Here is a 24263-nt window from a genome sequence, read left to right as displayed (position 1 = left end):
ACAAGTGAAAGCCAGAAGCTTGGCTGCGGGCTGTTCCTGCTTGCAGCTTGTAGCTTGTAGCTTGTAGCTCGCTTAGATGCATCTTCTGCGTACTCAGCCCGGACAGTCGTTACCGGCCGACAGCATCGCCGACCTCGGCCAGACGCCTTCCGAGCTGGTGGTGTTGTGCACCGGTGATTCGCACTTGTCGCTGCTGGCCGAGGTCGCCTGCCATCTGCCCGAGGACTACCCCAGTCTGCGCCTGGCCAGCCCGGCGCAACTGGGCAACAACGCCTCGGTGGATTTCTACGTCGAGCAGGTGCTGCAGCACGCCAAGGTGATCCTGATCTCCGTGCATGGCGGTGTCAGCTACTGGCGCTACGGCATCGAGCGTCTGGTGGAGTTGGCCGGGCGCGGCAAGACGCTGATCCTGGTGCCGGGCGACGACAGCCCCGATCCCGAGCTGAGCGGCCTGGGTAACGTCGCCGCCGAGGATGCCGAGCGGCTCTGGCAGTATTTGCGCCAGGGCGGCGTGGACAATGCGCGGCAATTTTTCCACTGCATCGCCAGTCGCTACCTGGGGTGCGACTACCCCTGGGAGGCGCCGCGCGCACTGCCCCGGGTCGGCCTCTATCACCCGCACAAGAGTGATGTGCGCCTGGATGATTGGCGTTCCGAGTGGCAGCCCGATGCGCCGGTGGCGGCGCTGCTGTTCTACCGCACCCATGTGCAGGCGGCCAACACCGCCTTCGTCGACAGCTTTTGCCAGCGCCTGCGGGCCCAAGGCCTCAACCCGCTGCCCATCGCCGTGGCCAGCCTCAAGGAAGCCGCCTGCCTGGCACAGGTGGAGGACTGGCTGGACGAGGCCGGCGCCGCCGTTATCCTCAACACCACCGGCTTCGCCCAGTCCAACCCGGAAGCACCGCAGGCGCGGCCGTTCCGCCGCGATGTGCCGGTGTTGCAGGCGCTCTGCGCCTTGGACAGCGAAGAACAATGGCAAGGTAACGCCCAGGGCCTCGGCCCGCGTGACCTGGCCATGCATATCGCCCTGCCGGAGCTGGACGGCCGGCTGATCACCCGACCCATCAGCTTCAAGGGCCTGGCCTGGCGCAGCGAACGCAGCCAGAGCGACGTGGTCTGCTACCGTGCGCACCTGCCCGGCATGGATTTCGTCGCCGAACTGGCGCGGCGCTGGTGCGAGCTGCAACGCACGCCCGCAGCGGACAAACGTGTCGCCCTGGTGCTGGCCAACTACCCGACCCGCGACGGTCGCATCGGCAACGGCGTCGGCCTGGACACCCCGGCGGCCGCGCTGAATATCCTCCAGGCTCTGCAACAGCAGGGTTATCCGGTCGATGCGTTGCCGGACAGCGGCACCGCGCTGATTCACCAACTGCTCGGTGGCGTGACCAACGATCTCGACAACCTCGACCTGCGGCCTTGCGCCCAGAGTCTGGCGCTGGACGACTATCGGCGCTTCTTCGCGGTGCTGCCCGAGGCCAACCGCCAGGCCGTGCTGGAGCGCTGGGGCGCTCCCGAGAATGATCCGATGTACCGCAGTGGCCGGCTGATGATTGCCGGTCTGCGCTTCGGCCTGACCTTCGTCGGCATCCAGCCGGCACGGGGTTATCAGGTCGATGCGGCAGCGGTCTACCACGACCCGGATCTGGTGCCGCCTCACGGTTACCTGGCGTTCTATTTCTGGATGCGCCAGGTGTTCGCCGCCCAGGCGGTGATCCACGTTGGCAAGCACGGCAACCTGGAATGGCTGCCGGGCAAGAGTGTTGGTCTTTCCGAAAGCTGCTGGCCGACTTTGATCCTCGGTGCGCTGCCGAATATCTATCCCTTCATCGTCAACGATCCCGGCGAGGGCGCCCAGGCCAAACGCCGTACCCAGGCGGTGATCATCGACCACCTGATGCCGCCGCTGACCCGCGCCGAGAGCTATGGCCCCCTGCGTGATCTGGAGCGGCTGGCCGATGAGTATTACGACGCTAGCCAGCTCGACCTGCGCCGCGCCGCCGAGCTGCGCGGTGAGATCTTGGTCAAGGTGCGTGAAGCCAGCCTGGATCGCGAACTGGGCCTGCAGCTCAACGACGATCCGGCCAGCTGGTTGCCACAACTCGACGCCTACCTGTGCGACCTCAAGGAATCGCAGATCCGCGACGGCCTGCATGTGTTCGGCGAATCACCGGCCGGTACGCTGCGTCGCGACACCCTGCTGGCGCTGCTGCGCATTCCCCGCGGTGACGGCCAGGGTGGCAACGCCAGCCTGCTGCGTGCGCTGGCCCATGACCTGCAGCTCGACTTCGATCCGCTCGATTGCGACATGGCCGCGCCGTGGACGGGCCCACGCCCTGACATTCTGACTGGCCTAAGCGATGAGCCCTGGCGCAGTTTCGGCGACACCCGTGAGCGTCTTGAGCTGCTCGGATTACGGCTGATCGAAGGAGCGGACTTGCCATTCGCCGGATCGGCCAGCGCTGCCGTGCTGCGCAGTCTGGCTGAGCGCATCGCGCCGCTGCTGGATGCCTGTGGCGATGCCGAGATGCACGGCCTGCTCGATGCGCTAGATGGTCGCTTCGTGCCATCCGGCCCCAGCGGCGCGCCGAGTCGTGGGCGGCTCGACGTGCTGCCCACCGGGCGCAATTTCTATTCCGTGGACGTGCGCAACCTGCCCACACCCACTGCCTGGCGCCTTGGCGTACAGGCCGCCGACCGCCTGCTTGAACGCCATCTGCAGGATGAAGGTGACCACCTTCGCCAGCTCGGCCTGTCGGTGTGGGGCACCGCGACCATGCGCACCGGTGGTGACGATATCGCCCAGGCCATGGCCCTGATGGGCGTACGCCCGGTGTGGCAGGCCGGCAGCCAGCGGGTCGAGCGTTTCGAGGTACTGCCGCTGGAGCAACTCGGTCGCCCGCGTGTCGACGTGACCCTAAGGGTGTCCGGGTTCTTCCGTGATGCCTTCGCCAACCTGATCCGTCTGTTCGACGACGCCGTGCAGGCGGTCGCCGATCTGGACGAATCGCCGGACATGAACCCGCTGTCGGCACGGGTCTGGCAGGAAGCCCTGGCGCTGCAGGATGGCGGGCTGGACGAACTCGAGGCGCGGCGTCAGGCTGGCTGGCGGATCTTCGGTTCCAAGCCCGGCGCCTATGGTGCCGGCGTGCAGAACGCCATCGAGGAACGCCTCTGGGAAAGCCGCGCGGATCTCGCCGAGGTGTACCTGAACTGGGGCGGCTACGCCTACGGCAAAGGCAGCGAAGGTACGCCGGCGCGCGGCCAGTTCGCCGAGCGCCTGGAGCGTCTGCAGGCGGTGTTGCACAACCAGGACAACCGCGAGCACGACATCCTCGACTCGAACGACTACTACCAGTTCCAGGGTGGCATGTTGGCGGCGGTGGAAACCCTGCGGGGCACCAGGGTGGCCAGCTACTTTGGTGACAACAGCCAGCCCGATACCCCGCGCATCCGTACCCTCAAGCAGGAGCTGGCCCGGGTGGTACGCGCCCGCGCGGCCAATCCGAAGTGGATCGAGGGCATGAAGCGCCACGGCTACAAAGGCGCCTTCGAGCTGGCCGCGACAATCGACTACCTGTTCGCCTTCGATGCCACCAGCGAACTGGTCGACGACCACCAGTACGCCCTGCTTACCGACGCCTACCTGCTGGATCGGGATACCCGCGACTTTATCCAGCAGCACAACCCCGGCGCTCTGCAGGACATCATCGAGCGCCTGCTCGAAGCCCAGCAGCGCGGCCTCTGGCAGGAGCCGGGCGAGTACCGCGAGGCCCTGGAGAACCTGCTGATCGAGGGCGAGGAAAGCTAAGGTCTATTAGCGCGTTGGCCGGAGGGAGGCGTAAGCAGCCGGTCGATGATTCGCGTTAAACGAAGGATCAGGCCTTCGGCCCCGGATTACGCCTGCGGCTAATCCAGGCTACGTTCGTGCCATGGTTCCCCGTAGGTTGGATCGGGGCGCGCAGCCTAGCCCGTAGGATGGGTGAAACCCATCAATTGCCGATGGGTTGCACCCATCCTACGGCCGTCCGCTCTCGCCTTGAAGCTGCCTTCAGCGCTTTTTCGGCTTTTACAAGTCCCCTCGGTTGCCCTGGCCTGACCTTGGGTTTAGCCTACCTGTTCATTTCCAGAGGAGTTTCGTCCAATGCGCCAGTAATGCCGTCGTGTCCGCACGACCTGTGATTTTCCGCCGCGGCCTCGTGCCTCGCGTTTTCACGGCATTGCCTGGAGTCATTCATGACGAACTCGCCTGTTATCGCGCTTGAGCGCGTGTCCTTTCATTTTTCCAATGGTCAGCCGCTGTTCGATGAGCTGAGCGAAACCTTCGATGCCCGCCATACCGGCCTGGTGGGGCGCAACGGTGCCGGCAAGAGCGTGCTCGGCCGCCTGCTCGCAGGGTTGTTGCAGCCCACTGGCGGGCGTATCGCTCGGCAGGCTCAGGTCGCTTACCTGCCTCAAGAGGTCGTGGTGTCTGACGGCGTTCGAGTTATCGATCTGACCGGTTTCGCTGCGCCTTACGATGCGCTGTGTCGGGTGACTGACGGCTGCATGGACGAGGACGATATCGAGTTGCTCGAAGGCCACTGGAATATCGCCGAGCGCCTGAACCTCGCCCTGCGCGACGAAGGTCTTGGCCATCTGTCACTGCAAACCCCTGCCGCCATACTCAGCGGTGGTGAGCGTACAAGGGTGGCTTTGCTCGGTGTTTTTCTCTGCGGTGCCGATCTGCTGATTCTCGATGAGCCAAGCAATCACCTGGATCGGGTCAGCCGCCAGCGGCTCTATCGACGCTTGCAGCAGTGGCCGGGCGGGCTGGTGGTGATCAGCCATGATCGTGAACTGCTGGAGGGCATGCAGCGCATCGTCGAGCTATCGCCGGCCGGGCTGCGCGCCTACGGCGGCAATTACAGCGTTTATCGGGAGTGTCGATTGCGCGAGCGACAGGCCGCGCAGCACACGCTGGAGCATGCCCGCACCGAGCGCAAACGTGGCGAGCGGGAGTTGCAGACGCAGCAGCAACGCCAGCAGCGCCGTACCGCCAGCGGAGCGCGTGGGGCGCGGGACAGCAATCAGGCGCAGATCCTCCTGGATCGTCAGAAGAACCGCAGCGAAACGAGCGCCGGCCGCCTGCAACAACGGCTGCAGGAGGCGCGTAGCGGGCTCGATAGCGCGGTACGCGAGGCCGCCGCCCAGGTGGACGAAAACCTGGAGATCGAGCTGCATGGCAGTGCTACAAGCCTGCCCGAGGGTAAGCGGGTATTGAGTCTACGCGGCGTGTGCGCACCATTTTCGGGCGCCTGCCTGCCGGATATCGAACTGTTCGGCCCCCGTCGGCTGGCGATTACCGGGCCCAATGGTTGTGGCAAGTCGACCTTGCTGGCGGTGCTCGCGGGCCAGCTTTCAGTCGCCGCTGGCGAGTGTCGAGTCGATGTCCCGCTGGCTTATCTTGATCAGCGATTGTCCTGCCTGCAGGCGGCGCAAACGGCCCTGGATCATCTGCGACACTGCAATCCCGGGTTGCCCGAGGCGCTTGCCCGTACCCGCCTGATGCACCTGGGGCTGGATGCCGATCGGGCACTGCTCCCCTGCGCACGGCTCAGTGGCGGCGAGCGCCTGAAACTGGCGCTTTCCGGGGTGATCGATGGCGAACCGGCAGCACCCTTGCTGCTGCTCGACGAGCCCGATAACCATATCGATCTCGACTCGCTGCTGGCCGTCGAAGGCATGCTGCGTCAGTACCGTGGGGCGCTGGTCGTGGTGTCTCACGACACCGCGTTCATCGAGGCATTGGCGATCACCGACCGCCTGCAGTGGACGACGCAGGGTTGGCAGTACGAGCGGGTGTGATCCGCACGTTTGCGAGGGTGCATCCAACGGCTTGAGCGCAGCGACACTGGGTATCGCTGCGCTCAACGCCAGGCTACGGGTGGCGTTAGACCAGATGCCGCATCCGTACGGCCGCGTCGATCAGCATGCGCTCGGTGCCCGTCCAGCCCAGGCAGCCGTCGGTGATCGACACGCCGTAGCGCAGCTCGCCACCGAGGCTCTGGGCGCCATCGAACAGGTGGCTTTCGATCATCACTGCGCGCAGGGCGCCGTCGCCGGCCAGGCGCTGGTCGAGCACGCTGCGCAGCACCTCGGGCTGGCGCAGCGGGTTCTTGCCGCTGTTGGCGTGGCTGCAGTCGACCATGATCCGCGGGGCGATGCCCTGGCGCTCCAGCTCGGCGCGCGCAGTGGCGACGCTGGCGGCGTCGTAGTTCGGCGCACCATGGCCGCCGCGCAGAACCAGGTGGGTGTCCGGGTTGCCGTGGGTCTGTACCAGGGCCGGGCGACCGTGGCCATCGACACCGAAGTGCTGGTGGGCATGAGTCGCCGAGCGCATGGCGTCGCAGGCGATGCCGAGGCTGCCATCGGTGCCGTTCTTGAAGCCCACCGGCATCTCCAGACCGCTGACCAGTTCGCGGTGCACCTGGGATTCGCTGGTTCGTGCGCCAATGGCGGCCCAGCCGAGCAGGTCGTCGAAGTAGCCGGCCACCAGCGGCTGCAGAATCTCGCTGGCCAGCGGCAGGCCGAGCTCCAGCATGCGCAGCATCAGTTGCCGCGAACGGCGCAGGCCCTCGGCCATGTCGCCGCTGCCATCCAGCGCCGGGTCGTAGACCAGGCCCTTCCAGCCCACCGTGGTACGCGGTTTTTCGACGTAGGCGCGCATCACCAGCAGCAGGCGATCACCCACCCGTTGGCTCAGGGCTGCCAGGCGCTCGGCGTATTCGAGTACGGCAGCGTCGTCGTGCAGGGAGCAGGGGCCGACCACCACCAGCAATCGCGGGTCGTGACCATCGAGAATGGCGCGGATCGAGTGGCGTTGTTGCTGCACCTGACGGGCGAGGGCGGCAGAGAGGGGCAGTTCTTCGCGCAACTGGCTGGCGCTGGGCAGTGGCGAAGTCTGTCGGCGAGTTGGGGTGGCGACCAGATGCAGATCAGCGGATTTGGCGGTGGAGCGGGAATTGACGGCTACGGACATGGTGGTTTCCTCGGCCGGCGCGGATGTTACCGCGCGCGGCGCACTATCTGGCTCGATGGGATGTTCGATTGAGTGGATGAGCAGAGCGGCTGCCGGTAAATCGCCAGTCGTAGCGGTAACGGGTTTGATAGGTGGCGTATGCGTTCATGGTGAAATCCTCTGTACAGATGGCTGTGCCGGAAAAAAAGAAACCCCCGATCGGGTTGCCGACCGGGGGTTTCGAGAAACTGTCTGGTGGCGACCCTGAGTTGCTAGGGCGCCTGTGGGGTATCAGGCGCGCCTGTGGCTAAACCAATACCCATAAAAATACGAGGCCGCCGCAACCACGGATGCCTGGGCACGCGCGATCACGATGCAGGCTGCATCGAGGCGGGTGCTGTTCAGGATCAGGGATGGCGACATGCAAGGCTCCGTTGAATGGGCTCGACGTTAATTCATCGCGGTGGTCGATTGCAAGCCCTGGAACCGATTCGCGATCTGCTGCGTGTCGCTTGTAGCCGTTTCATGTACGGCTGCAAAGTGGCGTTAGCGGCCTGTCGTAGGATGGGTGAAACCCATCGGAAATTGATGGGTTTCACCCATCCTACGGGCTGGTGGATGAAAAGAGCGTCAGCTACGCGCCCCGATCCACCCTACGTCCGCTTGCGCCTTGCATCGGCCAAGGCCTGGCTCTGGCCCGCCAGGTGCTCAGGTTTCCTGCCTGCCGATCCACTTGCCCACCTGAGGCGCCTCGTAGCGGTCGATGGCCGCCAACAGCGCATTGATATCCTGCTCGACGATCAGCATCTCGCGGTGCGGCGCCTTGACGAAGGCTGCGTCCACCATGTGATCGAGGAAGGCGGCGAGGCGGTCGTAGTAGCCATTGATATTGAGCAGCGCGCAGGGCTTCTGGTGGTGGCCCAGTTGCGCCCAGGTCCATACCTCGAACAGTTCCTCCAGGGTGCCGACGCCACCGGGGAGGGCGATGAAGCCGTCGGACAGCTCGGCCATCAGCGCCTTGCGCTGATGCATGGAGTCGACGATGCGCAGGTCTTCGAGGCCGGTGTGGGCCACTTCCTTTTCCCACAGCGAACGCGGGATCACGCCGATCACTTCGCCACCTGCTTCGAGCGCCGCATTGGCCACGGCGCCCATCAGGCCGACGGACGCGCCGCCGTACACCAGGCCGATGCCGGCTTTGGCGAGGGTCTGGCCGAGGCGGGTAGCGGCCTCGATATAGATCGGGTCACGGCCCGCGTTGGAACCACAGAAAATGCACAGACGCACGGAGACTCTCCCTGGTTGATGACGCACACGTCAGCGTTGCGAAGCCGCCGACCATAACAGAACAGCGCAGTGGGATTCGACCGCCCGCTGCTACAATGCCGGCTTTGCCCAGCTGGATTGCGCCATGACCGATACCGTCCATTTCCCTCTCGCCGCCGTGGTCGGTGCCGACTCGCTGAAGTTGGCGCTGTGCCTGGTGGCGGTCGATCCGGCGATTGGCGGCGTGCTGATCGAGGGGCCGCGAGGCATGGCCAAGTCGACCCTGGCCCGTGGCTTGGCCGAGCTGTTGCACACTGGCCAGTTCGTCACCCTGCCGCTGGGCGCCAGCGAGGAACGTATCGTCGGCACCCTGGATCTGGATGCCGCCCTGGGCCAAGGCCGGGCGAGCTTTTCCCCGGGGTTGCTGAGCAAGGCCGATGGCGGCGTGCTCTACGTCGACGAGGTCAACCTGCTGCCCGACCATCTGGTCGACCTGTTGCTCGATGCGGCGGCCAGCGGCGTCAACCATGTCGAGCGCGACGGCATCTCTCACCGCCACAGTGCGCGTTTCATTCTGATCGGCACCATGAACGCCGAAGAGGGTGAGCTGCGCCCGCAACTGCTCGACCGCTTCGGCCTCAACCTGGTACTGGACGGTCAGCCGCAGCCGGGCGCGCGCGCCGAAATCGTCCGCCGTCGCCTGGCTTTCGATGCCGACTCGCAGGCGTTCATTGCCCAGTGGGCCGAGCAGCAGGCGGCACTGGCCGAGCGCTGCCAGCAGGCGCGGGATCAGGTGATGCGCATTCCTCTCGATGACCAGGCGCTGGAGGCGATCACCCAACGCTGTTTCGAGGCGGGCGTCGATGGTTTGCGTGCCGACCTGGTGTGGCTGCGAGCCGCCCGTGCCCACGCGGCCTGGCGTGGTGCTGAAGGCATCAGCGAGGACGATATCGAAGCAGTGGCCGACTTCGTGCTGCGCCATCGTCGTCGGCATACGCCACCCCGGCAGCAGGCTCAGCCGCCGGCCAGCCCTCCTGCTCAGGCATCAAGCGAGCAGCCTGCGGCAGGCGAAGGTCAGTGGGGCGAACTGCCGCCGCACGTGCAGGCCACCGGCGAGCGCCGTGAACCGCCACGCTGGGCAAAAAAGCCCTGAGCATCCCCCCGCGTGCCAGAGCGGGGACGGATGCGAAGCCCACTCCGGGCAAACAGGCAGGCGGCCGCGGTGGCGCCAAACGCCGGGGCGAGAATGGTGCCATCGACTGGCTCGCCACCCTGCTGCAAGGTCGGCCACGGCGGCGCGAAGATCTGCAGCGCAGCCCACGTAGCAACGCACCGACGCAGCTATGGCTGATCGTCGTCGATGCCTCGGCTTCGACCCGCCGCCACGGCGCTCTGGGCAAGGCCAAAGGGCTGCTCGCCGAGCTGTTCGAGCGGGCCTACCGGGAGCGTGCGCGCATCGCTGTACTCGACGCCCACGGAGCACAGCCGCAGTGGCACTGGCAGGGCCAGAAAGCGTCTGCTGCCCTGCAGCAGTGGTTGGCGGAGCTCGGTGCCGGTGGTGGCAGCCCGCTGATTCCGGCGTTGCAGCAGGCCCACGGCTGGCTGCAGCGCCGCCAGCGCCTCAAGCCGGGTGAGGAGCAGCGCTTGCTGGTCATTACCGACGGGCGATTGCGCGAATGGCCAGCGCTGCCGCCCAGCCCCTGCCCCGCCACATTGGTGGATATCGAGTGCGCGCCGATCCGCCTCGGCCGTGCCGTTCAGCTGGCCGGCGAGCTGGGTGCCGAGTATCGGCATATCGAAGAACTCGAGGCATTGACTCAGTCACTTCGTCACTCGGTGTAGCGCCGCGTCAGTAGTGGCCGGTTTTCGATGCTGCCAAGGCGATGCTCAGGTTATCGGATCCTCCAGCGAACGTTTCGACGACTCGGGCAGCGCCAGACCGCCGGCCAGAGCCAGCAGGGCGATGGCGATCAGGTAGAAGGCCGGCGACATGCGGTTGCCGGTCGCTTCGATCAGCCAGGTGGCGACCAGCGGCGCGGTGCCGCCGAACAGCGTATAGGCCAGGTTGTAGGTGAAGGCCGACGCGGTGTAACGCACGCGGGTGGGGAATTGCTCCGAGAGCAGCACGGCGGTCACCACGCCGCAGATCACCGCACCGATGGCGAGCAGCATGGCGCCGATGGCCGATGCCAGCAGCGTACCCGAGGCGGCCAGGGTGAAGGCCGGATACACCGCGACGATCAGCGCCACACCAGCGGTGAGAATGGTGCGACGGCGGCCAACGTGATCCGAATAGCGGCCTACGAATGGGCACAGCAGAGCGGCGAACAGCAGCGCCATCAGGCTGGCGAGCAGCGCTGTGGGTCGTGTTGCGCCACCGACCACCTGCATGTAAGTGGTCAGGTAGGTGGTGAACATGTAGAACGACAGCGCCGTGGCAGAGATGAAGGCCGACAGGCAAAGCACGGTCGCGCCATGCTCACGCAGGGTTTCGCGCAGCGGCGAGTGTTCCGGGTGAGCTTGCGCGGCCAGGGCCTGAAAGGCCGGGGATTCGTCCAGGCGCAGGCGCATGTACAAACCGATCAGGCCCAGCGGTGCGGCGATCAAAAAGGGCACGCGCCAACCCCAGGCCTGCATCTGTGTTTCATCCAGCCACAGGCCCAGGCCAAAGACGAGGCCTGCCGCACAGGCGAAGGCAGCGAAGGTGGAGACGGGTACGAAGCTGCCATAACGGGCTTTCTGTTCGGTTGGCGCGTGCTCCATGACGAAGGCGCATGCGCCGGCGTATTCACCGCCTGCCGAGAAGCCTTGCAGACAGCGCGCCAGGGCCAGCAACAGCGGCGCGATCAGGCCGATGCTGGCGTAGGTCGGTAGCAGGCCTATCAGGGTGGTGGCGCCGGCCATCAGCAGCACGGTGATCGACAGCACGCGCTTGCGACCAATGCGGTCACCCAGGATGCCGAATACGATGCCGCCCAGCGGGCGGAGTGCGAAGGACACGGCGAATACCGCGAAGGTCTGCAGTAACGCCAGGGCCGGATCGCCTTGTGGAAAGAACAGCGCGGCGATGGTCACGGCGAGAAAGCCGTAGACGGCGAAATCGAACCACTCGACGAAGTTGCCGATAGCCGACGCGGCGATGACCTTGCGCAAGGTGCCGAGATCGACGTGTGTAGCCTGTAGTGGATAAGTGGTGACGCTCATGGCTGCCTCCGCGCAGTTGTTCCAACGTGCGGACGCGCCTGGCCCGGGCCTTTGCGTCCATCTGTGGATAACTTACGTGGCTCTCCAGCTGTGGCGGGATTCGAGTGCGACCTGGGGGTAGCCATGAGCGACAAGGGTTTTGCGTGAGTCTTGAGACGCGATCAATGGTGGATAAGCTTCGCGTTATCCACCCTACGGCTTGCACCTGAAGCGTAAACCGTAGCCTGGGTCGAGCGAAGCGATACCCGGGAAAGGCGTTGCTCTACAACGTTACCAATCCGGGCACATGAAAAAGCCGACCCGGAGGTCGGCTTTCTCTATACAGCGCAGAGTTGGCTGGCGCCGTAGCGCCGAGCCGTCTCTTACAGCGCGTCGCGGCTGCTGGCGCCATCAACCAGACGGGCGATGCCCAGCGGGTTGGCGTTCTTCAGCGCGTCGGGCAGCAGCGCGTCCGGGCAGTTCTGGTAGCACACCGGGCGCAGGAAGCGGTCGATGGCCAGGGTGCCCACCGAGGTGCCACGGGCATCGGAGGTCGCCGGGTACGGGCCGCCATGCACCATGGCGTCGCAGACTTCCACACCGGTCGGGTAGCCGTTGAACAGCACGCGGCCGACCTTCTGCTCGAGCAGGGCGAACAACTCGCCGGCGCCAGCCAGGTCGCCCGGCTCGGTGAGCAGGGTGGCGGTCAGCTGACCGTGCAGACCATCGATGGCGGCCAGTAGCTCGGCCTTGTCGGCCACTTCGACGACGATGGTGGTCGGGCCGAAGACTTCTTCCTGCAGCAGCTCGTCGCCGTTCAGCAACAGGCTGACGTCGGCCTTGAACAGTTGCGGGCGGGCCTGGTTGCCTTCCTGCCTGGCGCCGGTCAGGTGAGTGATGCCGGCATGGGCGTCGAGCGCTTCCAGGCCTTTGACGTAGCTCTTCAGGGTGCCGGTGTTGAGCATGGTCTGCGGCGGCTGCTCGGCCATCTTGGCGGTGAAGGCCTCGAGGAAGGCGCTGAACTCCGGCGAACGGATACCGATCACCAGGCCCGGGTTGGTGCAGAACTGGCCACAACCCATGACCACCGAACCAGCCAGTTCGCCGGCGATTTTCTCGCCACGGGCCTTGATGGCTTCGGGCAACAGGATGACCGGGTTGATGCTGCTCATCTCGGCGAACACCGGGATCGGCTGCGGGCGCGCGGCGGCCATGTCGCACAGGGCGCGACCACCTTTCAGCGAACCGGTGAAGCCGACGGCCTGGATGGACGGATGCTTGACCAGCGCCTCACCGACGCCACTGCCGTAGATCATGTTGAACACGCCCTTGGGCATGCCGGTCTTGTCGGCGGCGCGCAGCAGGGCTTCGGCAACGAAGGCGGCGGTGGCCATATGGCCGCTGTGGGCCTTGAACACCACCGGGCAGCCAGCGGCCAGGGCCGCGGCGGTGTCGCCACCGGCGGTGGAGAAGGCCAGGGGGAAGTTGCTGGCGCCGAACACGGCGACCGGGCCGAGGCCGATGCGGTACTGACGCAGATCCGGGCGCGGCAGTGGCTGGCGATCCGGCAGGGCGCGGTCGATGCGCGCGCCGAAGAAGTCGCCGCGGCGCAACACCTTGGCGAACAGGCGCATCTGCCCGCTGGTGCGGCCCCGCTCGCCCTGGATACGGGCGGTGGGCAGAGCGGTTTCGCGGCAGACGGTGGCGACGAACTCATCACCCAGGGCATCGAGCTGGTCGGCGATGGCGTCGAGGAAATCGGCGCGCCTGGCGGCCGGCAGGCTGCGGTAAGCGGGGTAAGCGGCTGCGGCGGCTTTGGCGGCAGCGTCGACTTCTTCAGGGGTGGCCTGGACGAAGTCGTAGGGCAGGGCTTCGCCGGTGCTGGCGTCATGGCTCTGGTGAACGACGGAGCCGGCTGCGCTGAACGCGCCGCCGATGATGTTGTGGCCGATGGTAGCGGGCATTGTTAGCTCCTGTTGGGGGCGTATGAACACGTACGGAAAGTCTTTGATTGTACGATGTCTGATCAGTTGCGCAAGTCTGCAGTCAGCCAGCCCTGCAGGTGAGCGGGCTGACTGCGCTTTGAATCGTTCTAGCGAACATGACACGCGACGAGGAAAAAGCAGCCATAAGCTGCAAGCTAAAAGCGATGGCGGCCTTTCGTAGGGTGGACGACGCTTCATCCGTCCACCAACCATTGCGATCGCAATGGTGGATGAAAAGAGCGTCATCCACCCTACGGAGTGAGCGGCTGCTTGCGCCTTTTTTCGGTCGTGCATGAAACATCTGCAGGCCAGGTTCCTAGAACAGCTGCCTCGGCAGCCAGGTGGCGATGCCGGGCATGGCCAGGATCAGCAGGAACAGCAGCAGCTGAATGGCGATGAAGGGCAGTACGCCGCGGTACATCACGCCGTAGCCGTAACCGGGCGGGGCGATGGACTTGAGGTAGAACACCGAGGGCGCCAGGGGCGGCGTCAGGTAGCAGGTCTGCACCACCACCATGAACATCACCGCGAACCACACCGGGTCGATGCCGGCGGCCTTTATCAGTGGCGTGAAGATCGGTACGAAGATCAGCACCAGGGAAATCCAGTCCAGCACCATGCCGGCGAAGAACACCATCACCATGAGGATGAGGATCAGCATATAAGGGCTGAAGTTCATCTCTTCCATGAATTCGCCGATCATCCAGCCGCCGCCGCTGGCCGCGAAGATGGCGGTGAACATGATGCCGCCAGCGACGATCAGCATGATCATCGAGGTGATCTTGATGGTCGCCACCAGGGCTTCGATCAGCCGGGTGATGCTCAGCTCCCTGAACCACACGGCCAGCAGCCCTGCGCCGAAGGCGCCCACGGCCGCCGACTCGGTCGGAGAAGCAATGCCGGCCAGCATGGAGCCGAGCACGGCGAAGATCAGCAGCAGCGGCGGGATCAGTGCGCTGATGGTGATCTTCAGCTTCTCGCCCAGCGGCGTGGCCTTCATTTCCGGCACGGCCGGCGCCAGCGAGGGTTTCAGCCAGCAGACGATGATGATGTAGAGCAGGAACATGCCCAGCATCAGCAGCCCCGGGAACAGGGTGGCGGCGAACAGCTGGCCGATCGACAGCTGGGCCATCGAGGCATACACGACGACGATCACCGACGGCGGAATGATCGCCCCCAGCGAACCGCCGCCGCAGATGGTGCCGGAGATCAGCGCGCGATCGTAGTTGTATTTGGACATGGCCGGAATGGCCATCATGCCGACCACGATTTCCACTGCGCCGACCACGCCGGAGCTGGCGGCGAAGATGCCGCACATCAGCATCGAGGAAATCGCCAAGCCGCCGGAAAAACCGCCGAGCCATAGCTGCAGGGCGCTGAACAGGCGCTGCGCCAGGCCGGTGCGTTCGAGGATCGCGCCCATCAGCACGAACAGCGGAATGGCCGAGAGGGCGAAGTTGGTCGAGGCCTGCAGCAGCGAGCCGTACATCTGCTGCAGGATGTTGTCGCCGAACAGCAGCAGGCCGAACAGGAACGACACGCTGATCAGCGAGAAGGACACCGGAATGCCGAGGAAGATGAACAGGAACAGCAGGACGAACATCAGCAGGGGTATGTATTCCATCATCGGTCAGTGTTCCTTGGTGCCGGGCTGCTTGCGGTTGCCGATGAACAGCACGGCATCGACGATGAGCTGGTAGGTCAGGCCCGCCAGGCCAACTGCCAACGCCAGGTAGAACGGCCACATGACCGGTGCCCAGGGGCTGACGTGCTCGACCTCGCCAGTGACGAAGGCGTGCCAGGCACGGCGACTGGCGATGAAGGTCAGGCCGCCGATGGTCGGCACCAGCACCAGCAGGTAGAAGGCCGCGTTGAGCCCGCGCTGTACGGCCGGCTTGAGCCGCGAGGAAAGGAAGTCGACACGCACATGGGTTTCTTCCTTCAGCGCATAGGCGCAGCCGAGCAGGAAGATGCAGCCGTTGAGCATGTAGGAAATGTCGAAGGCCCAGAGTGTCGGGCTGTTGAGGGCATAGCGCGCGAACACTTCGTAGATCATCACCAGCACCATGATCAACGCCATGCTCGAGGCCACGGCGAGCAGTGACTGCGCCGGCCAGTTGTACCATCTGTTTTTCATAACGCCTCCTGGAGCCGACCGCACGCAGGCGGTCGGCTCAACCGATCAGTGTCTGTAGAGATAGGAGGAATTGTTCGACCAGCGCTGCAGGTAGTCGCTGTAGTCCTTGAAGATGGCCTTGGCGTCGATGTCGTCGGCCTTGCGCGCTTCGAGTTTCTCGGCGATCAGCGTATTGCCGCGCTGGGCCAGGTCATCGGTGATGCTCTTGTCCAGCTCGATGATCTCGATACCCGCCTTGCGGTAGGTATCCATGGCCTTCATGTCGCTATCGAGGAAGTGGAAGTAGCTCTGCAGGGTGGTCAGCTTGGCCGCTGCTTCGAGCTTGGCGCGGGTCTTCTCGTCGATGGCGTTCCAGTTCTCTTCGGTCATGAAGAATTCCCAGACGAACGATGGCTGATGCACCCCGGGGGTGAGCAGGTAAGGCGCCACTTCATGGAAGCCCTCGGTCAGGTTGGCCCCCGGGGTGGCCCATTCCACGGCGTCCACGCCCTTGCGCTGCAGCAGGGTGTAGATCTCGCCTGGCGGCACCACGGTCGGCGATGCGCCGACCTGCTGTATCACCTCGGCCCAGGCACCGGCGGTGCGGAATTTCAGGCCCTTGAAGTCTTCGAGTTTCTCGATCTTCTTGTTGGCATGGGCGAGCACCTCGGTGCTGCCGACGCCGACTACCAGGCTGTGCAGGCCCATGTTCTTGCGGCGGAATTCCTGCAGGTATTTCAGGCCGTTGCCCTCATACAGCCAGGTCAGGGTCTCTTCGCCGGACATGCCGCCCGGGTAGCCGGCGAACACGTTGTTCAGCGGATCCTGGTTGACCAGGTAGGTGGGCGTGGAATGGCCGGCCTTGAGCACGCCGTTCTGCACCGACTCATAGACCTGGAACGGCGGCACGATCACGCCGGCGCCGACCGGACGAATCTTCACCTCGCCATCGGTGAGCAGGGCGGCATTGCTGGCGAAACGCTTGAGGAAGTTGTCGAAGAAGAAGCTGCCTTCCGGCACTGAAGTCGGTACCGAGTAGCTGTAGCTGGCCGCCTGGGTGGTGGCGCAGCAAAGCGCCAGGCCGAGGGCGGCGAAAAGCTGAGTGGTCTTGTTGATCATCCTGTTCCCCTTGGTCTTTATGTGTTTGCCAGGTGCGCGGCTTGCGCATTTGTCAGGCAAGGCAGGTGAAGCCAAAGAGCGGGAGGGTGGCCTCCCGCATCCATGCAGCTGTAGCGGTTGTTACAGGCAGGCATCCGGCAGGTGCGGTCTTCGCCGCCGCGACCGGCGATGGCATCGCACAGCTTGATGCACTGCACCAGGTCGGCCGGATGCGCTGGAAGCACCCGGCCGAAGTACAGCGATCAGGCGTCGACCGACCAGTTGGCGTACCACTGGCGGAACAGCTGGTACTGGGTCTCGGCGTAGTTGCGCTGGGCGTCGCTGAGCACATCGGTTTCGTTGAAGTGCAGGGTGTATTCCTGGTCGCCGCCCAGCACCATCAGGTGCTTGTAGTAGAGAACCAGGTCGGTGCCTTCGTCGAAGGACGACAGCACGTTCAGCGCCTCGGACAGCTCCAGGGCGCGGCGGCGGGCAACGGCGTCGCCCTTGGCGGCCTGCTTGCTCAGTTCGACCAGTTGCAGCACTTCGCGCGGCAGGGCGTTGCCGATACCGGTGATGGCGCCGGTGGCACCGCAATTGACGAAGCCGTGCACCACCTGGGTATCGACGCCGGCCATGAGAATCACCTCGTCATCCTGCGAGGTGATGTGCTCGGCGGCATAGCGCATGTCGGCGGCGCCGCCGAATTCCTTGAAGCCGATCAGGTTGGCGTATTTGCGACGCAGCTTGAAGAACAGCTCGGCGCGGGTGGCGAAGCCGTAGTAGGGGCTGTTGTAGATCACCGCCGGCAGCTTCGGCGCCGCTTCGAGAATGGCGGCGAAGTGCGCTTCCTGGGCGGCTGGCGAAGCGCCACGGGACAAGACGCGTGGGATGACCATCAGGCCATGGGCGCCGACCTTGGCGGCGTGGGCGGCGTGGGACACCGCTTCGCGACTGTTCACCGCACCGGTGCCGACGATGGTCGGGATGCCGGCAGCGACCAGGCGCGCCACCCCTTCCTGGCGTTGGGCCTCGGTGAGCAACGGCCAGTCGCCCATGGAACCGCAGTAGACCACGGCGCTCATGCCGGCCTGGATCAGCTCGCGGCCCTTGCGCACCAGGGCGTCGAAGTCCGGCTTGCGCTCGGCGGTGCAGGGAGTCATCAGGGCGGGGATGGTGCCGGTGAAGATGTTGCTGCTCATGGTGTTGCCTCCTGGGCAGAATTAAAGTATTTCGTATACGAAAATAAGCGGCCGGATTGCGCCATTCATTTCCGCGATTTGGGCCTGAGCCCGGTTCACTGCGCCGGCGAACCGGCGGGTTTCAAACTTTCAGGCAGTAGGGTGGATGACGCTTCACCCATCCACCGCTCTGCAATCGTTACGGTGGATGAAAAAAGCGTCATCCACCCTACATATGCGAGCTATCAAAGTTTCAGTTCCACCGGCCAGGTGTCCGAAAGGCGGTAGCCCGTCGGCCAGGGGTCGCTCGGGTCGAGCAGGTGCTGGTGAGTGCCGGTGATCCACGCGCGGCCGGACAGGCAGGGGTAGATCGCCTGACGGCCGGCGACTTCGGTCAGCGAGTCGATGCGGCAATGGAACTCGGAGCCGATGATCGAACGGCCGATGAAGCGCTCGCCCACCGCCAACTGGCCCTTGGCATGCAGCACCGCCATGCGCGCCGAACAACCGGTGCCGCAGGGCGAACGGTCGATCTTGCCGGGGCGGATGACCACGGCGTTGGCACCCGTGGCGATGCCGTTTTCGTGTACTACCGGGGCGGCGATCTGGCAGAAGGAGATATGGCTCCAGTCCGGATTCAGTGGGTGAGTGAAACCCAACTGCTGGTTGGCGGCCTGGGTGATCTTCAGGCCAGTGGCGACCAGATCCGCCGCTTCGTCCGGGGCGATGGAGAAACCCAGCTTGTGTGCATCGGCGATGACGAAGCTGTCGCCACCGTAGGCGGTATCGACCTGCAGCGAACCCAGGCCTTCGACCTCGATCCAGGTGTCGAGCTTGTCGGCGAAGGAGGGTACATTCTTCACTTCGACCCGTTCGGCCTTACCGTCGCGACAATCGGCGACCACTTCCACCAGGCCGCCGGGTGCTTCCAGGGTCAGCCGGGTCTGCGGCTCGGTCATCGGCAGGATGCCGCTGTCGAGCAGCACGGTGGCCACACACAGCGAGTTGGAGCCGGACATCGGCGGCACATCCGCTGGTTCCATGATGATCCAGCCCATCTGCGCCCTGGGGTTCTTCGCCGGCACCAGCAGGTTGACGTGACGGAACACGCCGCCGCGCGGTTCGTTGAGCACGAAGTGGCGCAGGAAATCATCCTGCGCGATCCAGCGCGACTGCTGCCACAGGGTCTCCCCGGGTGGTGGCGCGACACCGCCGACGATGACGTCGCCGACTTCACCTTCGGCATGGCAGCTGACCACATGGATGACTTTGCTCGAGCGCATTACCCGGCCCCTCTCTAAAAATCTTATAAATCCGTAGGATGGGTGTAACCCATCGGCTGTTGATGGGTTACACCTGCGCGGCCCGACCCATCCTACGGTTCGTTTGCGGCGCAGCGCTTAATGAACCGATTTGAGAAAGTCGGCGGTTTCCGGCTTCTGCGGGTTGCCGATCACCTGATCCGGGGTGCCGATCTCGTGCACCAGGCCGTTGCGGAAGAACGCCACGCGGTCGGACACGTCACGGGCGAAACGGATCTCGTGGGTCACCAGCACCATGGTCATGCCGTCTTCGGCGAGCATGCGCATGGTGTCCAGCACCTCGCCGACCAGTTGCGGGTCGAGGGCGCTGGTGGCCTCGTCGAACAGCATGTAGTCGGGGCTCATGGCCAGGGCGCGGGCGATGGCCATGCGCTGCTGCTGGCCACCGGAGAGCTTGCCGGGGAATACCTTGAGCTTGTCGGCCAGGCCGACATGGGTCAGCTGCTGCACGGCGATGGCCTCGGCTTCCTGCTTGCTCAGGCCGAGCACCTTGCGCGGCGCCAGCATGACGTTCTCCAGCACGGTCAGGTGCGGAAAGGCGTTCCACTGCTGGAAGACGATGCCGATCTTCTGCCGCAGCTTGTTGATGTCGGTACCCGGCGCGTGCACTTCGGTGCCGTCGACGCGGATGCTGCCGCTCTTGATCGACTCCAGGCCGTTGATGCACATCAGCAGGGTCGATTTGCCGGAGCCGGAGCCACCGATGATCGACACCACTTCACCCTTGTTCACGGTCAGGCTGACGCCCTTGATCACTTCGAGGGCGCCGAAGGATTTGTGTACGTTGTCGATCTCAATCATTTTCCTGCCACCTTCTTTCCAGACGGGCGCCCAGGCGGGCGACCACCAGGCTCATGACGTAGTAGATGAGGCCGGCGATGCACAGCACCAGCAGCGGCTCTTGAATGCGCGTGACGATGGTCTGCGAGGCGCGCAGCAGCTCGACGATGCCGATCCACATCACCAGCGCGGTGTCCTTCATCACGCTCAGCACCAGGTTCAGCCAGCCGGGGAAGGCCACCCGCGTGGCCATCGGCAGGACGATGTAGCGCAGATCCTGCATATAGCTCAGGCCCAGGGAACGGCTGGCGCGACGCAGGGTGAACGGCACCGAGAGCACGCCGCTGCGCACTATCTCGGTGAAGTAGGCGGCGGCGTAGATGCCGAGCACGATGCAGCCCACGGCGAAGGCGCTGATATCGATGCCGGCGATGCTCTTGAACGAGTTGAACAGCACGAACTGGATCAGCAGCGGCACGCTGCGAAACACATCCAGCACCCAGGCCAGCGGCAGGCTGGTGCGCGGCAGCAGGGCGCGCAGCAGACCGAACAGCAGGCCGGCGAAGGAGCCCAGCAGGATGGCCCAGAAGGTCAGCTGCAGGGTGACCCAGGCGCCCTCGAGCAGAAAGAGGAAATCGTTCCAGGTGAAGCCGGTATCGAACATGGTGAGCGCTTCCTCAGTAACGGAACAGGCGCCAGGCCAGCAGCCGGGCTACCGCTACGATCGCCTTGGCGATCAGGTAATACAGCACCGCCGCGATGGCGAAGAACTCGAAGGTGCGGAAGGTCTTGACGTTGTAGTCCTGGGTCACCCCGGTGAGGTCGTTGTTGAGGCCGACGATCACCCCCAGGGAGGTCATCAGCACGGCCCAGACCATCTGGTTGGTCAGCGGGTAGAAGACGATGCGCAGCAACTGCGGCACGACGATCAGGCGGTAGGCCTGGAAGGCGCTCATGCCCAGCGAGCGGGCCGCCCGCACCTGGGTGTCGGGCACCGCCTTGAGGCCGCCGCGGAAGTTCTCCGCCAGGTAGCCGGCGTTGTTGAAGGTGATGCCGGCCAGCAGGGCGACCCAGGAGCTGACGTGCAGGCCCAGGGAGCCCAGGCCGAAATAGAGGATGTAGATCTGGAACAGCGACGGCGTGTTGCGGGCGATGGACACCCAGCCGTTGGCGAAGCCGCGGGCCAGTGGATTCTTCACTTCGCGCAGCACCGTCAGGGCCAGGGCGATGAGCACGCCGAAGATCATCGACAGGGCGGCCGTCTCGAAGGTCACCCAGGCCCCGGCGAGCATGTCCGGCAGGGCCCTGAACGCCTGGCGCCAATGGAAGGTGTAATCAAACATGCGTGGCGATCTCCACAGGGGAAGCGGGTTGCAGCCAGTCCGGCAGGCGGCCGCTGGCCTGGCCCGAGCAGGCGGTGTCGACGCACTCGGCCAGGCTGGCGAAGTGCACCGCACGGCCGACCAGCCCCGGCGCGTAATGGGCGTATTTGCCCGAATTGGTCATCAGCGTGCGGCAGCCGGTTGGTACCACCGGCTCGCCGAGCATGCACCAGCAGGTATCGGTCACCAGGGTCGCGCCGAAGGCTTCCAGCACGGTCAGGTGCCCGGCGGCGCGAGCCTGCTCGAGAATCGCCCGGCCGCAGGTGATCACCAGGCTTACCTGAGCATGCTTGCTGCGGCCCGCGCACAGGTGCGCGAGGCGGGCGAATTCGCTGAGCGAGAAATGCGGATTACCAAGCGCGATCAGCCCTACCTCGGCTTCATCAGCGCTGTTGAGTTCGTCCCAGCTGCGACGCAGATCGGCGAGGGTGACCCACTCGGTGGGCGCCGATTCGGCGCTGTGGATAACTTTCTCCGGGTGCTTGGCTTCCGGGGTCACCCCGGCGATATGGAACAGCGGTGCTGCCGAGCTGGTGGCGAATGCGGCGCCAAAGGCCTTGAGATCGTCCAGGCTCGGCTCGGCCTGTTCCAGCCCGCGCACCAGTGGAATATGACTGCCGCAGAGCAGGCCGACGTGGTAGCCGAGCAGCGGGTAGAAGGCATCGTCCAGCCCGGCGAGCGCCGGCAGCTCGACCTGCAGGCTGGCCAGACGCTGTTCGTCGAGGTGACAGCCGACCCTGGGCGCGCGGCCGGTGAGGGCGATGCAGATATCCAGGTAGTCCGGGTATTTCAGGGTGCGCGCGCCGAGCACGCTGTTGGCGTAGACCACCGCATTGGATTCGGCCCAGACGATCTGCTCGCCCTCGACTGGCGCGCTGTCCAGCAGGTAGGGCGCGCAGGTGAAACTGAGCTGCGCACCCATGGCCATATAGGCATCGCCGAGCGCGCTGGCCGGTTCGCCGAATGCGGCATCAATGCCCAGGGCGCGCCAGCGGCGCTGGTCCACGGAAATCGAGTTGAGGGTAGTCGGTACCCGTACCTTGGCGCCCCAGGCCACCAACTGTTCGGCGAAGCGCAGGCTGGCCGGGCCGGTGTAGATGCAGCCGTCGATATGCGCCTGGCTGACATCCAGCAACTCGCGGGCACCCTGCAGCTCGGCCATGCGCAGCACCAGTTGCATGGCGATCTGCGCGGCCTTGCCATGAGCGCCATCGAGCAGGGCTCGGTCACCTTCATTGAGGTGCAACGCGGTACTGAACGGTCGTTGTTCGCGTAGCGACGCCACCGTAGTCGGTCGGGCATCGGCAGGACGTTGTGGATAAAGTGTCAGGCGCTCGCCCTCCAGGCGCGCATAGGCCTGGCCACGCAGGCGGGAGAAGGCGTCGTGGCCGATGCTCAATACGGCGATAGAGCGCTGGAACAGCAGCTCGGCCACCAGCACGCCAAGGGTCAGAATCTCATCGGCCTCGGCCAGCACCAGAGCGGTCGGTGCGTGCTCGCCGCTGAGCAGCTCCATCATCACGCTGCTGCCGGTGCAGGAGCCGCGGCCGCTGGGAATCGCCAGCACGCGGCCGGCGAGGTTCTGTCCGCTGAGTGGGTGGTGACGGTCGATCACCTCGCCGGTGAATGGATCGACGCCGCCCCAGAAGCTCAGGCCCATCTCGGCGAACAGCAACTCACCCTCGGTGCAGCCGGCGACCAGGCTGCGGCCCTGGAGGGCGCAGGCGTCGGGGCTGAGCGAGGTGGGTTCCACGGCTGTTGGCATCGATGGGCTCCAGATAGGAATAAGGTCGAGCGTTGTTCCAGTTATATGTTGCCGACGTAGGGTGGGTTAGCGGCGCTATGCCTCGCAATCTCAGACGCCGTTCCCTCGGCGCGTCGCGTAACCCACCAAGCGATAGTCGGCGTTGCGACCATGGTGGGTTACGGCGCCGCGGGAAATCGCACTCGGTATGCGGCCTGAAACAGGCGCCTAACCCACCCTACATGGCGGTCAAATCAGTAATACACGCCCGGTACGGTCAGGTTGGCCGGTTTGATGTCGTCGCCGACCCACTTCTTCCACAGCTCTTCGTAGCGGCCGCTGCGTACCTGCTGGTTGACGAACAGGTTGAGATAATTGATCAGGCCATACTCGTCGCGCTTGGCCGCCAGGGACACGTAGTCGACGACATAGGGTGCGTCACCGACCACTTTCAGGCCCTTGTACTTGCCGGACTGGAGGGTGGCGGCGGCGACCGTGTTGGTCACCACGGTGGCGGCGATATGACCCTGGGCGACGGCGAGGATGGTGTCGTTCTGCGACTGGTAGGCGCGGAAGCTGCCGCCACCCCAGGCCTTCACGTCCTTCTCCAGGGCGATGGCCTCGTAGGTTCCGCTGGTGTTGCCCACCGGCTTGCCCTTGAGGTCTTCGTAACCGTTGATGCCGGTGTCTTCGCGGGTCAGCACGACCATCTGGAAGGCGAAGTAGGGCACGGTCATGCCCACGGTCTTGGCCCGCTCCAGGGTGTCCGAGGTGGAGGCGACGATCACGTCGGCGCGACCGGATACCAGGGCCGGGATACGATCGGGGAAGGGCGTCTCGACCACTTCGGCATCGACGCCGAGGACTTTCGCCAGGTCGTTGCAATAGTCGACGTCGAAGCCGATTGGCTGGTTCTTGTCGTCACGCGAGCCCATCGGCGGGAAGTCCAGGGTCACGGCGCAGCGCAGCTTGCCGGATTCGATGATCGAGTCGAGTTTGTCGGCGTGTGCGGTGCCGATCAGAGTCGTGCTGAGTACTGCGCTGAGGGCTACGGCAAAAGCGGGGTTTTTCATAGGGGCCTCGAAAGTGTGCAGACGGTAGTTATAGGAAATTTCGTATACGATATTTCATATGCAACGGCTGTGCCTGTTCTACGACCTGCCGCTGCAGGCCCCATGAGCCATGGGTCGAGCGGGGGAGAGGGAA

The 24263-nt window shown here is 64.9% G+C and carries 19 protein-coding genes; 4 read left to right on the top strand and 15 right to left on the bottom strand.

From position 1 onward, the window contains the following. The first annotated feature begins 76 nt into the window (after window positions 1-76). Both cobN and DNK10_RS12165 read left to right on the top strand, forming a co-directional pair. On the top strand, window positions 77-3811 hold the full coding sequence (gene cobN / locus DNK10_RS12170) for a cobaltochelatase subunit CobN (protein ID WP_131191742.1): 3735 nt from the start codon (window positions 77-79) through the stop codon (window positions 3809-3811). Between the two features lie 425 nt (window positions 3812-4236). After that, window positions 4237-5847 (top strand): ABC-F family ATP-binding cassette domain-containing protein, encoded by a 1611-nt coding sequence (locus DNK10_RS12165; protein ID WP_131191741.1) that lies wholly within the window; start codon window positions 4237-4239, stop codon window positions 5845-5847. 85 nt (window positions 5848-5932) lie between these two features. On the opposite strand, the gene DNK10_RS12160 is transcribed toward DNK10_RS12165, so the two are convergent. The 3 genes from DNK10_RS12160 to DNK10_RS12155 all read right to left on the bottom strand — a co-directional run bounded on the left by DNK10_RS12160 (window position 5933) and on the right by DNK10_RS12155 (window position 8287). Then, window positions 5933-7021, bottom strand: a complete 1089-nt coding sequence (locus DNK10_RS12160) for a 3-deoxy-7-phosphoheptulonate synthase (protein ID WP_131191740.1) — start codon at window positions 7019-7021, stop codon at window positions 5933-5935. A 270-nt stretch (window positions 7022-7291) separates the two neighbouring features. Beyond that, window positions 7292-7423 (bottom strand): hypothetical protein, encoded by a 132-nt coding sequence (locus DNK10_RS26315; protein ID WP_279635836.1) that lies wholly within the window; start codon window positions 7421-7423, stop codon window positions 7292-7294. A gap of 285 nt (window positions 7424-7708) precedes the next feature. Beyond that, window positions 7709-8287 (bottom strand): LOG family protein, encoded by a 579-nt coding sequence (locus DNK10_RS12155; protein ID WP_131191739.1) that lies wholly within the window; start codon window positions 8285-8287, stop codon window positions 7709-7711. Between the two features lie 124 nt (window positions 8288-8411). Here DNK10_RS12155 and DNK10_RS12150 point away from each other — a divergent pair, with 124 nt between their 5' ends. Together DNK10_RS12150 and DNK10_RS12145 are read left to right on the top strand one after the other, a co-directional pair. Continuing rightward, window positions 8412-9419 carry a magnesium chelatase ATPase subunit I gene (locus tag DNK10_RS12150; RefSeq protein WP_131179447.1) on the top strand — a complete coding sequence of 336 codons (1008 nt, stop codon included), beginning with the start codon at window positions 8412-8414 and terminating at the stop codon, window positions 9417-9419. After that, window positions 9401-10108: a vWA domain-containing protein gene (locus DNK10_RS12145; RefSeq protein WP_242674735.1), complete on the top strand. Its 708-nt coding sequence runs from the start codon at window positions 9401-9403 to the stop codon at window positions 10106-10108. Before DNK10_RS12150 ends, DNK10_RS12145 begins: the two co-directional genes overlap by 19 nt. Before the next feature lie 45 nt (window positions 10109-10153). Here DNK10_RS12145 and DNK10_RS12140 read toward each other — a convergent pair whose 3' ends face one another. The 12 genes from DNK10_RS12140 to DNK10_RS12085 all read right to left on the bottom strand — a co-directional run bounded on the left by DNK10_RS12140 (window position 10154) and on the right by DNK10_RS12085 (window position 24130). After that, a complete protein-coding gene (locus DNK10_RS12140) occupies window positions 10154-11470 on the bottom strand; it encodes an MFS transporter (RefSeq protein ID WP_131179449.1) in 1317 nt (438 codons plus the stop codon). Window positions 11471-11832: 362 nt separating this feature from the next. After that, window positions 11833-13413 (bottom strand): aldehyde dehydrogenase (NADP(+)), encoded by a 1581-nt coding sequence (locus tag DNK10_RS12135; protein ID WP_131191738.1) that lies wholly within the window; start codon window positions 13411-13413, stop codon window positions 11833-11835. Window positions 13414-13750: 337 nt separating this feature from the next. Next, on the bottom strand, window positions 13751-15061 hold the full coding sequence (locus tag DNK10_RS12130) for a TRAP transporter large permease (RefSeq protein WP_131191737.1): 1311 nt from the start codon (window positions 15059-15061) through the stop codon (window positions 13751-13753). 3 nt (window positions 15062-15064) lie between these two features. Next, window positions 15065-15571 (bottom strand): TRAP transporter small permease subunit, encoded by a 507-nt coding sequence (locus tag DNK10_RS12125; protein WP_131191736.1) that lies wholly within the window; start codon window positions 15569-15571, stop codon window positions 15065-15067. Window positions 15572-15616: 45 nt separating this feature from the next. Continuing rightward, window positions 15617-16669 carry a TRAP transporter substrate-binding protein DctP gene (dctP, locus tag DNK10_RS12120; RefSeq protein WP_131191735.1) on the bottom strand — a complete coding sequence of 351 codons (1053 nt, stop codon included), beginning with the start codon at window positions 16667-16669 and terminating at the stop codon, window positions 15617-15619. A gap of 242 nt (window positions 16670-16911) precedes the next feature. Continuing rightward, the gene (locus DNK10_RS12115; protein ID WP_131191734.1) at window positions 16912-17850 is read right to left on the bottom strand and encodes a dihydrodipicolinate synthase family protein; all 939 of its coding nucleotides are present in this window, start codon (window positions 17848-17850) and stop codon (window positions 16912-16914) included. 224 nt (window positions 17851-18074) lie between these two features. Then, window positions 18075-19112: a trans-3-hydroxy-L-proline dehydratase gene (locus tag DNK10_RS12110; protein ID WP_131191733.1), complete on the bottom strand. Its 1038-nt coding sequence runs from the start codon at window positions 19110-19112 to the stop codon at window positions 18075-18077. Window positions 19113-19229: 117 nt separating this feature from the next. Then, the gene (locus tag DNK10_RS12105) at window positions 19230-19952 is read right to left on the bottom strand and encodes an amino acid ABC transporter ATP-binding protein (RefSeq protein ID WP_131191732.1); all 723 of its coding nucleotides are present in this window, start codon (window positions 19950-19952) and stop codon (window positions 19230-19232) included. Next, window positions 19945-20595, bottom strand: coding sequence for an amino acid ABC transporter permease (locus DNK10_RS12100; RefSeq protein ID WP_131191731.1), 651 nt, complete (start codon window positions 20593-20595; stop codon window positions 19945-19947). The genes DNK10_RS12105 and DNK10_RS12100 overlap by 8 nt, the downstream gene beginning before the upstream one ends. Window positions 20596-20608: 13 nt before the next feature. Continuing rightward, a complete protein-coding gene (locus DNK10_RS12095) occupies window positions 20609-21274 on the bottom strand; it encodes an amino acid ABC transporter permease (RefSeq protein WP_131177030.1) in 666 nt (221 codons plus the stop codon). After that, window positions 21267-23078 carry a cis-3-hydroxy-L-proline dehydratase gene (lhpI, locus tag DNK10_RS12090; RefSeq protein WP_131191730.1) on the bottom strand — a complete coding sequence of 604 codons (1812 nt, stop codon included), beginning with the start codon at window positions 23076-23078 and terminating at the stop codon, window positions 21267-21269. The genes DNK10_RS12095 and lhpI overlap by 8 nt, the downstream gene beginning before the upstream one ends. Before the next feature lie 233 nt (window positions 23079-23311). Further along, window positions 23312-24130, bottom strand: a complete 819-nt coding sequence (locus DNK10_RS12085; protein WP_131191729.1) for an ABC transporter substrate-binding protein — start codon at window positions 24128-24130, stop codon at window positions 23312-23314. Between the last annotated feature and the right edge of the window lie 133 nt (window positions 24131-24263).

The organism is Phytopseudomonas daroniae (assembly GCF_004327275.1).
Taxonomy (GTDB): Bacteria; Pseudomonadota; Gammaproteobacteria; order Pseudomonadales; family Pseudomonadaceae; genus Aquipseudomonas; species Aquipseudomonas daroniae.
The sequence above is the reverse complement of the archived record's forward strand: the minus strand, read 5'-3'. Positions and strand labels throughout refer to the sequence as shown.